At 27.6% G+C, this 15,869-nt stretch carries 10 protein-coding genes and 1 pseudogene; 10 read left to right on the top strand and 1 reads right to left on the bottom strand.

Annotation, left to right across the window (positions count from 1 at the left end; all coding sequences use genetic code 11):
* Nucleotides 1-8: 8 nt before the first annotated feature.
* Nucleotides 9-3,632 (bottom strand): transcription-repair coupling factor, encoded by a 3,624-nt coding sequence (gene mfd, locus EPJ79_RS02525; protein WP_147738318.1) that lies wholly within the window; start codon nucleotides 3,630-3,632, stop codon nucleotides 9-11.
* 134 nt (nucleotides 3,633-3,766) lie between these two features.
* On the opposite strand from mfd, the gene EPJ79_RS02520 reads away from it, so the two are divergent.
* From EPJ79_RS02520 to EPJ79_RS02475, 10 genes and pseudogenes are all read left to right on the top strand, one after another.
* Nucleotides 3,767-4,303 carry a hypothetical protein gene (locus EPJ79_RS02520; protein ID WP_147528810.1) on the top strand — a complete coding sequence of 179 codons (537 nt, stop codon included), beginning with the start codon at nucleotides 3,767-3,769 and terminating at the stop codon, nucleotides 4,301-4,303.
* Between the two features lie 311 nt (nucleotides 4,304-4,614).
* Nucleotides 4,615-6,351, top strand: coding sequence for a tetratricopeptide repeat protein (locus EPJ79_RS02515; protein ID WP_244289050.1), 1,737 nt, complete (start codon nucleotides 4,615-4,617; stop codon nucleotides 6,349-6,351).
* A gap of 131 nt (nucleotides 6,352-6,482) precedes the next feature.
* The gene (locus tag EPJ79_RS02510) at nucleotides 6,483-7,502 is read left to right on the top strand and encodes a patatin-like phospholipase family protein (protein ID WP_147738317.1); all 1,020 of its coding nucleotides are present in this window, start codon (nucleotides 6,483-6,485) and stop codon (nucleotides 7,500-7,502) included.
* Nucleotides 7,503-7,939: 437 nt separating this feature from the next.
* Complete coding sequence (locus tag EPJ79_RS02505; protein WP_021958802.1) at nucleotides 7,940-8,860, top strand: ABC transporter permease; 921 nt, start codon at nucleotides 7,940-7,942, stop codon at nucleotides 8,858-8,860.
* A gap of 40 nt (nucleotides 8,861-8,900) precedes the next feature.
* Nucleotides 8,901-9,881, top strand: coding sequence for an ABC transporter permease (locus EPJ79_RS02500; protein WP_147738316.1), 981 nt, complete (start codon nucleotides 8,901-8,903; stop codon nucleotides 9,879-9,881).
* An 18-nt stretch (nucleotides 9,882-9,899) separates the two neighbouring features.
* Nucleotides 9,900-10,874 (top strand): ABC transporter ATP-binding protein, encoded by a 975-nt coding sequence (locus tag EPJ79_RS02495; RefSeq protein ID WP_147738315.1) that lies wholly within the window; start codon nucleotides 9,900-9,902, stop codon nucleotides 10,872-10,874.
* A 37-nt stretch (nucleotides 10,875-10,911) separates the two neighbouring features.
* Nucleotides 10,912-11,886, top strand: coding sequence for an ABC transporter ATP-binding protein (locus EPJ79_RS02490; protein WP_147738314.1), 975 nt, complete (start codon nucleotides 10,912-10,914; stop codon nucleotides 11,884-11,886).
* Between the two features lie 79 nt (nucleotides 11,887-11,965).
* Nucleotides 11,966-12,868, top strand: a pseudogene (locus tag EPJ79_RS02485) (Rpn family recombination-promoting nuclease/putative transposase).
* Between the two features lie 114 nt (nucleotides 12,869-12,982).
* Nucleotides 12,983-14,584: an McrB family protein gene (locus tag EPJ79_RS02480; protein WP_244289049.1), complete on the top strand. Its 1,602-nt coding sequence runs from the start codon at nucleotides 12,983-12,985 to the stop codon at nucleotides 14,582-14,584.
* Nucleotides 14,577-15,797, top strand: coding sequence for a 5-methylcytosine restriction system specificity protein McrC (locus EPJ79_RS02475; RefSeq protein WP_147738313.1), 1,221 nt, complete (start codon nucleotides 14,577-14,579; stop codon nucleotides 15,795-15,797). Before EPJ79_RS02480 ends, EPJ79_RS02475 begins: the two co-directional genes overlap by 8 nt.
* Nucleotides 15,798-15,869: the final 72 nt, after the last annotated feature.

Genomic DNA, 15,869 nt, shown 5'->3' with positions numbered 1-15,869 from the left:
AAAAATTTTCACTTTGATTTTCTTATTATTACTTTTAAAGGCTTTTTTCTTACATTTCTTTTAATAGGCGATTTTTTATTTTCGATTTTTTGAGATTCTAAATTCTCTTCTATAATGTCTTTAATTTTATTATCGTTATTATCTTTTTTAATATTGATTTCATGGCTTTCAATCGCCAAAACTAAATTTCTTACTTTCTCTATTTTTAAGTTTAAATTATTTTCAGCGTCTTCAATATCGGATATTATAAGTTGATTAAAATTATTCAAATCAAATTTTATTTTAGAATCTTTTGAATTAATTAATTGCATAAGTTTATTTGTATCTATATGCGAATATTTATCTAATTTAACATATAAGCAATTTTGTCCTTCTATAACCGATAATATTCTCGCTCTCTTCAATATTACTTTAAGTTTGGCTATTTCAAATATATCTTCTATTACTTTAGGAATTTTTCCATATTTGTCAGTCATATATTCTTTTGAAGATTCTATATCTTCATCGCTTTGAGAACGAAGAATTAATTTATAAACCGATATTTTTTCTTTAACATCCGAAATATAAAAATCGGGTATATATAAATCGTATTTAAAATCTATAACCGTATCAAAAGTGACTTCTTTAATATCGCCTTTAAATTCGTTAGTAGCCTCTTCAAGCATTTGAGTGTATAATTCGTATCCTACTTGATAAATCATTCCCGACTGCTCATCTCCTAAAATATTTCCTGCTCCTCTTATCTCTAAATCTCTCATCGCTATTTTAAATCCAGCTCCCAAATCTGTATGTTCCGATATTGCAGATAATCTTTTATATGCAATTTCGCTTAAAGACAAATTAGCGGGATAAAACATATAAGCGTAAGCCTCTCTATCGCTTCTTCCGACTCTTCCTCTTAATTGATAAAGTTCCGACAATCCGAAAGTATGGGCGTTTTCTATTAATATAGTATTGGCGTTTGGTATATCTATTCCGTTTTCTATTATCGTTGTAGAAACCAATATATCGTATTTATAATCTATAAAATCTCTCATTATTTTTTCTAATTGATTTCCCGACATTCTTCCATGAGCTACGCATATTCTTGCTTTTGGACATAATTTTTTTATCATAAGCGCGAAAGAATCAATTCCTTCGACTCTATTATATAAATAAAATATTTGTCCTTTTCTTTTAAGTTCTCTATCTATCGCCGATATTACAATCTCTTCGTTAAATTCCATTACAAAAGTTTTTACGGGAATTCTATTTAAAGGCGGAGTTTCTATTACGCTTATATCTCTTATTCCCGTTAAAGCCATATTTAAAGTTCGAGGAATCGGAGTCGCCGATAAAGTTAAAACATCCGTTTCTAATCTTAATTTTTTTAAAGTTTCTTTATGTTTTACGCCAAATCTCTGCTCTTCGTCTATTACTATTAATCCCAAATTTTTAAATTCAATATCTTTTGACAAAAGTGCATGAGTTCCTATTATTAAATCGCATTCTCCGTTTTTTAAGCTCTCTTTATTTTCTTGAGCTTGTTTCATATTTACAAATCTGTTTAAAGCGTTTATCGTTATCGGGAAATCTTCAAATCTTTTTTTAGCGTTATTATAATGCTGTTGAGATAAAATAGTAGTCGGACATAGCATGGCGCATTGTTTTCCCGCCATTATTGCCTTAAAAATAGCTCTAAAAGCGACTTCTGTTTTTCCAAATCCCACATCTCCGCATACGAGCCTATCCATCATTTTACCGCTTTCCATATCTTTTTTAATATCGTTAATCGCTCTTAATTGGTCTTGAGTTTCTTCGTATTTAAATGAAGCTTCAAAATCGTCCTGCCATTGAGTGTCATGTCCGTAAATATTTCCCTGAATATTAGACCTTATTACATATAGCCTTATCAAATCTCTTGCCGTAGTTAAAGCGTCCGCTTTAGCTCTGCTCTTTATTTTCTCCCAAGCGCTCGTTCTTAAAGAAGTTAATCTTGGAGTATGTCCGCCTCCTGAAATATATTTTTGAACAAAATTCATTTGCTCTACGGGAATATATAATTTATCGCCTTCCAAATATTCCAAAGTTAAATAATCTTTTTCTTTTCCGTTGGATGATTTTCTAGTTAAGCCTAAATATTTTCCTATTCCATAATTTACATGAACTGCATAATCGCCGACATTTAAATCGACAAAAGTGTCTATTATATTTTTATTTACTTTAGGAAGTTTTTTTATCTTTTTTCTTTTTCTTCCAAATACTTCCCAATCGGCTATGAATATAGTTTTTATATCTTCTTTTATAAATCCTGAAGAAGAAGGAGCGGTTATAATATAGAAATTATTTTTATTATTTGATAAATCAAGTTCTCTATCGTTGCTTGCTATAATAATTTCCGATTTTTCTTTTATGTTTATATCGTCTTCTGCTCCGATTATAGTCGGTTTTAATTCTCGCGTTATTTTATAAAATCTATTTGCCTGGTCATAATGTCCCGTTGATAAAATTATTAAATAATCTTTTTCTCTGTAATCTTTTATATAATCTAAAAAATCCGTTAATCTCGATTTGAAAGATTCTCCTTTGCTAAAATTAAATTGATATGTATTATTTTCAATTATAAAATGAGTTATATTGATTGATTTTTTTATTATTTCGTCAAAATAATTAGAGTCTATATATAATTTATTTGGACTTTCTATTATATTAAAAATATTATCCGCGCTATTAAAATTTTCTTCTATAGAATCAAATATATTTATTAATTTATTTTCTAATTTTATATAATCGTCTAAAAATATTATTTTATCTTTAAAATAATCAAATATAGTTTCCAAGTCTGAATAAAATAAAGAAAGTAAATTTTCACTTCCTGCAAAATATTTATTTTTAGATATATTTTCTTTAAGTTCCGCCTCAATATTTTCTCTTTTTAAAAATTCTTCTATCATAGAATCGCTATATATAGCTTCTCTAACGGGATAAATAATAATCTCTTCCAAATTTTCAAATGAACGCCCGTCTTCTATCTTAAACATTCTAATACTTTCAATATAATCGTCAAACATTTCTATTCTAATGGGATTATCATATCCTACGGAAAAAATATCTATTATGCTTCCTCGAATAGCGGCAGTTCCTTTTTCTGAAATATCTATATCTATTATATAACCCAAATCGTTTAACTTTAATCTTAAATCTTCTAAATTAATTTTGTCATTAACTTTTAAGTTTATATATAATTTTTCTAAATCTTTTTTGTTAGGAATTTTTTTAGTTATTGAATTTATAGTCGATACTATTACGCATTTTTCTTTATTTATAAGTTTGTATAAAATATTTATTCTCTCTTGAGCGATATCCGTTATCGGCGACATTTTTGTAAATGGAATGCTATCGTAATCGGGAAAATAATAATTTGGAATATTATAAAAATTTAGAGACTGACTTAAAAGCATAGCCTCGCTTTCATTTTCTTTAATTATTAAAAAACTTTCGCCTTTATCTTTAAAAATAGAGGCAAAAAATAAAGCATCGCTTCCGCCTTTAAGCCCAAATATATTTTTTACATTATCTATATTTAGAGATTTATATTCTTCGCTTTCTATAAATCTTTCTATTAATAGATTTGCAATATCAGAGTTTTCCATTTTCCTCTTTTTTTATATTGATTTTTTATAGATTTTATAATATAAATAATATCCAATTAAATTGCAATAGTTAAGTTATAATATTAATAGTCGAAAATATATTATAAGGTTTTTAAAAAGGGGTTAGTCAATAAATGAAGTCATATTTTATTTTTATATTATTATTTTTAATATCATGCGCTTCAAATACAAAAGTTTATAATAAAAATTATGACAATATATGGATAAATAGAGTTAAAGGCAAAAGCGTTGTCGCTCCAAACGGTTATTTATATACTTTTATGGATAACGGAAGCGTAGAATACGAAATAAACGGAAAGAAAAGAGGAATCGGATTTTTCATTTATGCAGAAAGCGAAACGAATGCATATTATTATGAAAAAATGTCTTTAGATTATGTGGCTCATAATGTTCAAGGAATATCTTCAGTTCCAAAAACAAATATTAGTATGTATGTAAGTTTTGTTCTTTCAAATGACAATTTAAAAATGACTTCGGGATATACAAAAAGTTATTATAATAGATTATCCGATTGGAAAAAAAATAATTTAAATATGTTTGGAGCATTAAAAGACGGAAAAGATATGTCGGAATATCCCGTTCCTTATTTGGAAGAGATTAATTTTAACAATTTTATAGAATTTGGAAAATTAAAAGCGTATAAAAATTAAAAATCGATTATAAAAATTTCTAATTGTAAAATATATTCTATTATTATAATTATAATTTTATTAATTAAATTATTTATTCAAATTAAATTATTTATTCAAATTAAATTATTTATTCAAATTAAATTATTTATTCAAAAGTCTTGACATTTATTTTGAAGAATGCTATAATTATGCTATGAAAATTATTAATAATCGTATAAATTTTGACTGCTGCAGTTCAGTTCAGTTCAGTTCAGTTCAGTTCAGTGGCTTAACTTTAAATTTTATTCAAACTTATGTTTATTTACTAATTATAAATCTAGGATAATATTATGGATTCTAAATTAACTATGCCGTTTGAAAATGAATTAACAAACGAAGAAATAACTTCTATAGACGAATATGTCGAAAGAACTTATGAAGAACACAAAAATAACCATAAAGAGCTTACAAGATTAGGAATGCAGGCAAGCGCCGCGGTTGCCGCGGGAAAAGCAAGAGCCGCAGAATTGGCAAATCAAAGCTTTTTAAAAAATTTATTGGGAAATATTACGGGAAAAAATAGAAAATTAAGAGGCGAGATAGACAGAGATTTTGCAATATCGCAAGAAGCAAGTATAAAAATGATTGCTAAATTGGCTCAACAGGGAAAATTAACTTTTGACGCAATTATGGGAGTAAATGTAAAATTAAATTCTTTGAGTAATCAAATAGATAAAGAATTTAACGAAATATATTCCCAAATAAATAAAATGATGACTATGGCAATGAGTTCTTTAATAAGAGAATCTCAAAGAATAGATAAATTGGAAAGAAGTATGAATGTCGTTCATTTAGAGTCGACTATTGAATATTTGGAATTCGGAGGAACTTTATATAAAGACTTATCAGACAATGAAAAAATATTATGCATTATATCCGATTTCTTTTTAGCTACGAAAGGAAATTATTCTATAAACGATATTATGATGTTAAAGCCAATGATGGATAAAATAGGAGTTAATCCGAAAGATAAAATATCTATGTTGAGTTTATACGAAACTTTAAATTCAAATGACAAAATAGCGAACAAGTTATTTGAAGCTTTAGATAAAGCTAAACTTAAAGAATTAGACGATATTTATATACCTTTACTTGGCAATTTACAAAAAATAGAATCTTTGAAAAATGAAGAAAAATATATTGTCGACAGCGTAGTAGAAATATCAAAATCGCCCGAGCAAGATGTTCAATTTAGTTTATTAAAAAGCTATGCAAATAATAATTTAAATATGGATTTAGAAAAAGAGAATTCATATTTTGATTTGAGCGTTGCAATAATAAACGAGCTTTCAAATATTGATAATGTGGAAATTGCGGAAACGGAAGAAATTAATATAAAGAAAATTCCCGCATCCGCTCAAAATTATTACGATAATGCGATTGAATTGATTGGAGAGGAAGATTTTAAGGGAGCTTTATTTTTGCTTAAAAAGGCTTTAGAAAACGGAATGGATAATTCTGAAATATACGAGAGTTTAGCGAAAGCGTCTTTATCTCTTGGAGAATTTGACGAGCTTCCAAATTATTATAAATTGGCGATTGAAAGAGGAAATGCAACTTATCAAAATTATTATAGATTTGGCATAAGTTCATTTATTAAATTATTTGTAGAAAAGCAAAAAGAAAATAATTATGAAGAAGTAATTAAAGCGTTAGAAAAAGCAATAGAACTTTCGGATAAAAGCGTTTATATCTATATTAATTTAGGCGTAATTTATAGAATGTTGGAAGATTACGATAAAGCCGTAGAATATTACGACAAAGCTATAAAATTAGAAAAAGATAACGCTTTGGCATATTTTAATAAAGCTGATGCGTTAGGTAAAAGAGATGGTAATAAAAATAGATTTTTGATTGAAGAATGTTTAAATAAGGCAATAGCTTTTGACCCTCGATATGAGGGACAAACAAAATATTCTTGGGGAGAATACTTCAACGATTTATCAAAATTAGAATGCGATTTTGATACGAATTCGGAAGACAAATTTGAATTGGAAATGCTTAAAAGATTAAATTCTTTCATATAATTTTAAAAATAAAATAAAAAAGAAAATGAACAATCAAATTAAACTAATAATTTATCGGGCATTTTTAGTAATTTGGGAGTAATTTTAAATGCGAGTATAAATGAATTTAATAAGAAAAAGGAATAAATAAAATGGATAAATTAGGAATAGTATTGGACGGGGGCGGAGGAAGAGGCGCTTATCAAATAGGAGTTTGGAAATATTTAAAAGAATCTAAACTTTATAACAGCATTAGCGCAATTTCGGGAACTTCCGTTGGAGGATTAAATTCTTGTCTTTTTGCATTAGACGAATACGATTTGGCTGAAACTATTTGGACGCAGAAAATACAGGATAAAATTTTAAGTATCGATATAGATATAAAAGAAATTTGTGGTAAAATAGCTTTGCAATTTGGAATACAAAATTTTGTTCCAGGGGCTTCTATAATATCTTTTTTTACAATGTTATCGACAAGAGGATATTTTTCAAGAAAAGGATTGATTGAAATAATAGACGAATATATAGATTTAAATGAACTTTCAAAAATGGAATTTCCTATTTACGCGACTTGTGTTGAGCTTCCGCTTTTTGAAACTAGATATTTTAAGTTAAACGGTTACGATACTGAAACTATAAAAAAAATTCTTCTTGCAACATCGGCGATACCGATTATATTTCCAAAAGAAGAGATAGAAGGAAAATATTATTATGACGGCGGAATAAAAGACAACTCTCCAATAACTCCTCTTTATGAAGAAGGATGCAGCGATATAATAGTAATTCATTTAAAAGCGGACGAGATTTTAAAAGACAGAAGAGAAGGCGTCAATATATACGAAATATGTCCGCAAGAAGATTTGGGTAATTTTTTCAAAGGCACTTTAGATTTTTCTACCGAAGGCGCTTATAGAAGAATAGAACAAGGCTATAGAGATGCAAAGGAAATATTGCAGCCCGTAGTAGATATCGCTAAAGCTGGAGCTGGAATAATAAAAGATTTGGATATGATGCGAGAACATGAAAAAATATTTAAAGAAAACAGAAAAGCGCTCCTTGAGGAAAGAAAACTTTTAAAATCAAATTTAAATGATAATATGGAAAAATTTGCAAATATTGAAGAAGCTAAAAAATTTTATTTGGAAGAAGAAAAACGGAAGAATATAAAATAAAAATTATGAATAATTTAAATTAAAGATTTTATACTAAAAAATAAGAATAATTTTTAAAATAATGATTATTGAAATAACATTTTTTTATTATTTATTTATTTTAGAATTAGACTTAAGATAATTTTTTTATAAAGTAAAAAAATTAAGTAAGATTTTTATATTCATAAATAATGGGAATAAAACTCTCGTTGCAAAATAGATAAAAATTTAAAATATATCAAATACTAATAAACTACAAATTGACGGTATAAAAAAGGACATAATATTTTTATTTACACGCAAAGAGCAAGAAAAATAATTTTTTATACTTAAATTCCATACAAATAAAATATTTTATAGTTAAAATATATTTGAAAAAATTCAAAATTTATTATATAATTTGCAATTAATAAAAATTATAAGTAATGGGAGTAAATAAAATTTAGAGGTAAGAATTTATGTTCGATTACATTATAAGAAGATTATTTATATCGATATTAACTTTATTCGTGATAGTTACTATAACTTTCTTTTTAATGCATACGGTTCCAGGCGGACCTTTCGTTGGAGAAAAACCTTTAAGCAAAGTCGCTTTAGAAAATTTAAATAGAAAATACGGATTAGACAAACCTTTAATAGTGCAATACGGAAATTATCTTAAAAATGCAATTAAAGGAGATTTGGGAACTTCGCTTACAAAAATAGGACAATCGGTTTCAGGCACTATAAAGAGAGCTTTTCCCGTTTCTTTTAGGCTTGGTATTTTCAGCATGTTTATATCTACAACGGTAGGAGTTTTATTTGGAATAATCGCCGCTTTAAGACAGGGAAAAGTTATAGACAGAGTCGTAATGGTTGCCGCCACTTTGGGAATTGCCGTTCCAAGTTTTGTTGTCGCTACGGTTTCGATTATTATATTTTCCGTTCAATTAAGACTTCTTCCCGCTTACGGTTTTGATTCTTTTAGTCAATATATAATGCCAGGATTTGCTTTAAGTTTCAGTTCTTTAAGTTTTATGGCAAGATTAATGCGAAGTTCAATGCTCGATGTTATTCATCAAGATTATATTAAAACTGCAAGAGCAAAAGGAGTTTCAAGAGGATTTATAATATTTAAGCATGCCTTAAGAAATGCGATTATTCCTATTGTCACTTATTTAGGACCTTTATCGGCGGGAATACTTACAGGTTCTTTTGTCGTTGAAAAAATATTTAATATTCCTGGTTTGGGAAGATATTTTGTAGAAAGCATTACTCAAAGAGATTATCCAACGATACTTGGAGTTACGATATTTTATGGCGCTTTTTTAATAGCAATGAATTTTTTAGTAGATTTGTCTTACGGAGTTATAGACCCAAGAATTAAAATTCAGGAATAATTTAATAATTAAATTTAATTAAACAGATAGAAGGAATAAAATGGAAATATTAGATAAATCATTATTTGAAAAGGCTACCGAAGAAGAAAAATATTCCGTAGAAGTTCAGAGAGAAAGCGTAACTTATTGGCAGGATGCTTATAGAAGATTCAAAAAAAATAAAGTCGCTTTAGTTTCAATTATAATAATAGGAATCATAGCCATTCTTTCAATATTTATTCCTATTTTTTCGGAATATGGATACGCTCAAATAAATAGAGGAGTTGAAAATAGTTTGCCTACTTTTGAGCATCCTTTTGGAACGGATACTTTGGGAAGAGATTTGCTTGTTAGATGCATGATAGGAGCGAGAATTTCTCTTTTAATCGGAATAGTTTCGGCTACATTAGTAGTTATAATTGGAATCGTTTACGGTTCAATTTCGGGATATTTTGGCGGAATGCTTGATAATATTATGATGCGAATTGTCGATATTATAAGCGCTGTCCCAACTCTTTTAATAGTAGTTTTGCTTTCGGTTGTATTAAAAGCTCCTATGGATAAATTATTTTTGCAAAGCGAATCTTTAAGAGGAATCGGGCTTTTAGGACCTGGTTTATTTAGCATATTTATAGTTATATCTTTATTATATTGGACAAATATGGCAAGAATGACAAGAGGACAAATTTTAGCTTTGAAAGGACAGGAATTTATAACGGCTGCAAGGGCTTTGGGAACTCCGCATTTAAGAATAATATTTAAACATTTAGTGCCAAACGCTATGGGCGCTATTATAGTTTCGGCTATGGTGCAAATACCGAATGCAATTTTTGTTGAAGCGTTTTTAAGTTTTTTAGGGCTTGGCGTAAGCGCTCCTATGGTTTCGCTTGGCTCTTTAACTTCAAACGCCGTAAGCGGAGTTTATTCTTATCCTTATCAATTATTATTTCCTGCGGCATTGATTAGTGTTATAATTTTATGTTTTAATTTGGTAGGAGACGGTTTAAGGGACGCTTTAGACCCTCGTATGAAAAATAGATAAATTAAAAAAGGAAATTAAATGAATAGCAATTTATTAGAAGTTAAAAATTTGAGCGTATCTTTTTTTACTCCATCGGGAGAGGTTAAAGCGGTTAATAATATATCTTATAAACTCGATAAATCAAAAGTATTGGGAATCGTAGGAGAATCGGGTTCGGGAAAAAGCGTTTCTGCATATTCTATTATGGGACTTATAGAAGAGCCTGGAAAAATTATAAACGGAGAGATTTTTTTTGAAGGAAAAGATTTAATTAAACTTTCAGAACATGAAAAAAGAAAAATCAGAGGCGATGCAATCTCAATGATATTTCAAGACCCAATGACTTGCTTAAATCCCGTATATACTATAGGAAATCAACTAACCGAAGCTTTAACTACTCATCAAAAAATAAGCAAAACGGCGGCAATAAATAGAATAATAGAATTATTAAATTTAGTCGGAATAAACGAACCTAAAAGAAGAATGGGACAATATCCGCATGAACTTTCGGGCGGAATGCGTCAAAGAATTATGATAGCTATGGCTTTGGCGGGAAATCCTCAAATACTTATAGCGGACGAACCTACAACGGCTCTCGATGTTACTATACAAGCTCAAATATTAGAACTTATAAAAGATATTCAGAAAAAAATTCAAATGGCTGTTATTTTAATTACGCATGATTTTGGAATAGTCGCGGATATGGCGGATGATATTATAGTTATGTATGGCGGCGGAATAGTTGAGAGAGGAACGGTTTTCGATATATTTGAGCGTCCAAAACATCCTTATACTTTAGGACTTTTGAAATCGCTTCCTAGAATAGATATTAAACAAGATAGATTAATTCCAATAGAAGGAACGCCAATAGATTTGTTAAATATGAAAGCGGGATGTCCTTTTAGCACAAGATGTGAGGAATGCATGAAAGTTTGCATTGACAATAAACCGCCGATAGTTCAATTTGAAGAAGGGCATTTTTCGGCTTGTTGGCTTCATGAAATGCCTAAATGATTAAGAATTAAAAATTAAATTAAGAGAGATATTTTTAATGGAAAATTTAACAAAACCTTTAATAGAAATTCAAGACTTAAAACAGCATTTTAAGATAAAAGGCGGACTTTTCGGAAGAGCGACTCAAACCGTTAAAGCCGTTGATGGAGTTTCATTTAATATATACAGAGGCGAGACTTTCGGATTAGTGGGAGAATCGGGAAGCGGAAAAACAACTTTAGGAAGAACATTGCTACATCTCTACAATCCGACAAGCGGAAAAATATTTTTTGACGGCGAAGAAATTAATAAAGAAAATTATAGAAATTACGCGAAAAAAATGCAAATAATTTTTCAAGACCCTTACGCTTCTTTAAATCCGCGTATGACGGTTGAAGATATAATTGGCGAAGCTTTGGATGTTCATAAATTATATTCCACAAAAAAAGAAAGAAGAGATAAAATTATAGAACTTCTTAAACTTGTGGGATTAAACGCCGAGCAGGCTCAAAGATATCCTCATGAATTTTCAGGCGGACAGAGACAGAGAATTGGAATAGCGAGAGCTTTAGCGGTTAGCCCTGAGTTTATAGTTTGCGATGAGCCTGTTTCGGCTTTGGATGTTTCTATTCAAGCGCAGATTATAAATATGCTTTACGATATGCAGCAAGATTTGAAATTGACTTATCTTTTTATCGCTCATGATTTGGCTGTAGTTCGTCAATTATGCAAAAGAATAGCCGTTATGTATTTGGGAAATGTAGTTGAGCTTACCGAAAGCGAGTCTTTATATACTAATTCGCTTCATCCTTATACGCAATCTTTAATTTCTGCAATTCCAATTTCAGAACCTTCGGTTGCAAAAACTAAAAAAAGAATAATACTTTCGGGCGAGATTCCCTCTCCAATAAATCCGCCTTCGGGATGCAAATTTAGAACGAGATGTCCAAAAGCGGAAGCTATATGTTCTGAAAAAATTCCCGAGTTTAGAGAGATTGAAAAGGGACATTTTTGCGCCTGCCATTTTGTTTGATTAATTTTTATTTATAATTAGTTTTAATTTATAAAATTAATATTTTGACAAACTATTAATTTTTTGGTATAATATAGTTATGAAGAATAATAAAGAAAATATAGAAATAAAAAAATTAAGCGATTTATTTGCCAGATACTTATTCGGCAGAAATGGTAATGAAGATTTGCTTGAAAATTTAGTTAACGCAACTTTGAGAGATTTTAATTTTGAAGAAGTTAAAGATTTGGAAATAATCGACCCATTTAATCTTTCGGAAAATATTGATTTAAAAGAGTCAATAATTGATGTTAAAGCAAAAACTAAAGATAATAAAATTGTTATAATTGAATTTCAACTTTGCGGAAATAGAAATTTTTTAGATAGAATTTTTTATTATATCTCAAAAAATATAGTTAATGAATTACATAAAGGCGAAGATTATCAAAGAGTTCAAAAAATAATTAGCATTAATCTACTCGATTTTAATTTGGATTTTTAAGACGAAGGCAAACCGCACCGTTGTTTTAAATTAATAGACACAGAAAACAAAAATATAAGTTTAGATTATATTCAAATGCATATAATAGAAGTTCAAAGATTTATTAATATATTAGAAAATTCGACTATTGAAGAATTGAAAAATAATAAATTGTTGACTTGGATGAAATTTTTTACAAGCAATAATTTAAAAGATATAGAAAAAGAACTTAAGGAGGCAAACCCAATTATGACAAAAGTAATTGAAGAATATAAAAGATTTACTTCTGACGATAAACTTATGCGAGCTTATACCGCCCGAGACGCATTTTTGCTAGGACAAAAAATGATGCTATCACTTGAAAGAGAAGAAGGAATTAAAGAAGGTATAAAAAAAGGTAAACTTGAAGGCGAAAAAAATAAATCAATTTCAATAGCCAAAAATCTAAAAAAATCTGGCTTGGATATGAAATTTATAAGTGAAAATACAGGCTTACCTATTGACGAAATCGAAAAACTATAATTATTTTTAAGATTTATTTTTAATTTCCTTATTTAATATTACTAAATAATTTTCATTGAAAATTGAATATTATATGCTATAATAATAAAAATTAAATAATAATCAGGCAGAATTATGGATAAAGAACAATTAATTAAAATTTTAAAAACTAAAAAAGATATAATCCCAGAAGAACATGACGGAGTTTATATTTTAATTCCTAAAGTCGTGGAAGAATTATCAAAGATTGAGCAGAATTTGGATAGTTTGGATTTGGATTACACTGATTTAAACGCAATATATTTTTTATGTATTGGAACATGGAAAGTAGGCTTCAAAAATAGAATAGAGCGAATAAATGATTCTCATTTACCAGAAGAAACTAAAAATAATATAATTAAATTGATAAAAGAAATAGAAGAAGAAACTAATGACAGTAAATTTAATAATAAAAATACTCTTGGAATGTTCGGAACTCCAAAAATGACTTTTAATATGAAACCTATTCCCGAAAAAGAGCAAATAATTAAATTTTTCAAATTAATAATAGAAATAAATAAAAATAAAATAGAAATAATTAAAAACAAAGAGGATATTAATAATATAATTGATATTATGCAAAATAGTCAATTTCAAATGGCGGGATTAAAAAAAGCAATGTTAAGCCAATTTCTACATTGCCTTAAGCCAAATATTTTCCCAATAGTTAACTCTCGGGGAATAAAAATATACAATAAACTTGAAGTTAAAATAGATAAAGATGATACAATTAACGGTTATATAAACGATATAGAAACTATAAATAAATTTGTGAAAGAAAATAAATTTAAATTTAAAAACTATAGAGTTATAGATTTATTAGATACTGATATTAATGTATATGTAATTAAACAAAAGAAACAAATAATACTTCAAGGAGCGCCTGGAACGGGCAAAACTTATTCAAGCTCCGAGATTGCCGTAAAATTAATAGACGGAAATGCGCCGTCCGATAGAGCGGAATTAATGAAAAGATATAAAGAATTGGTGGATAAAGAGCAAATATTTTTTACGACTTTTCATCAATCTATGGATTATGAAGAATTTGTTGAAGGAATAAAACCAGGGACAACTAGCGATAATAAAATAATATACAAATTGAAAGACGGGATTTTTAAGGAAGCATGCAAATCGGCTGAAAATAATAAAGTCGTATTAATTATAGACGAAATAAACAGAGGAAATATTTCAAAAATATTTGGCGAGTTAATTACTTTGCTTGAAGTAGACAAAAGAAAAGGTAAAGAAAATGAAATTGAAGTTATTTTGCCTTACTCAAAAGAAAAATTTTCTGTACCTGATAATTTATATATAATAGGAACTATGAATACGGCAGACAGAAGCATTGGCTATATAGATTATGCTTTAAGGAGAAGATTTGCTTTTATATCAATTAAAGCGGATAAATTGGCAATTGAAAATTATTACGATAATATTAATAAAAATTCTGATTGCAAAGATAAAGCTATTAATTTATTTGACGATATAAAAAATTTAATAGACAAAAATATAAACGAAGAATTTGAATCTGACGATATAATGATAGGGCATAGTTATTTTATGGCTCAAAATTTTGAAGAATTACAAAATAAATTAGAATACGAAATAAAACCTCTTTTATTAGAATATTTGAAAGACGGAATTTTGAAACTAAATAAAGATTTAAAAGATACGATTAATAATTTAAACTATGAATAAATGCGAATGCGATTTTTGTAAAGAAAATATATATAAAGAACATGAAGAAATAAAATGCGATTCTCTTAAAAAAAGTATAAGTAAATCTAAATATAGAAATAAACTTTTAACTCATTTTGATGGCAAAAAATTATTTTCTTATTTTATCGGCGCTTTTTGGCTTAACGACAAAGAAAACAAAGAAGAACATTATACCAAAAGCGTAATCATTAAACCTAAAATAGAAAATATAGATTTCATGAAAATGTTTTCAAAATGTTTTGAATATTCTACTATAATAAAAGATTTTAATGAAATATATAATATTGGCTTTGACGAAAAACCTATAAATCATAAAGATAATAAATTAATAAACGATTTGGATATTTTAATCGCGTTTCATTTTTTGAGAATGCTTGAAGTCGAACTTCATAACGGACTTAAAAAGAATTTTATAAGAAGAGAAGAAAATCTGCAGTCTAAAATAAAAGGTAAAATTCAATTTTCAAAACATATAAATAAGAATATAATCAGAGGAAGAGAAGATAAAATTTACTGTTCGTATTTGGATTATGATATAAATTGTTTAGAAAATAGAATATTAAAGAGAGCTTTAAAAATATGTTTATCGAAAATACAAAATATAAAAAATTCTCTTTATTTTTATTGCATATCGTTTTTTAACGAGGTTTCAGACGAACTTTATTATAGCGAATTAAATCATATAAAAATAAATCCGCTATATAAAAGATATAAATTATTAATCGAGCTTGCAATAAAAATAATAAAATTAAAAAGATATAAAGATTCTTGTAATGAAAATGAAGCGCCGCCTTTTTGGATAGATATGTCTTTATTATTTGAAAAATATGTTTACGCTTTAATGTTGGATAATATTGAAAGCAAAAATATATTATATCAAAAACAATATATGCATAGAAATTTTAAACCAGATTTTATAATAAAAGGAAAATATAATTATATTGCCGATACAAAATATAAAATAAAATATCAAAATAATAAAATCAATAAAGACGACTTTAGACAACTTTCAGGTTATTCAAGAGTAAGTAAAATTGTCAACGAATTTAAGAAAACGGAAAAATATATTCCTAAATGTTTAATAATATTTCCAAATAATGAATCCGATAGCAAAATTTCTTTTAAAGATAAATACAAAATAAAAGGTTTAGTAAGATTTTATAAATTAGGAATTAAATTGCCAGAAAAATAAATTATAATATTTAAAAATAAAATTTTTAAAATAAAAAGAGCTATTATATTTATAATAACTCTTCTTTAGTTT

The organism is Brachyspira aalborgi (assembly GCF_008016455.1).
Lineage (GTDB): Bacteria > Spirochaetota > Brachyspiria > Brachyspirales > Brachyspiraceae > Brachyspira > Brachyspira aalborgi.
The sequence above is the reverse complement of the archived record's forward strand: the minus strand, read 5'-3'. Positions and strand labels throughout refer to the sequence as shown.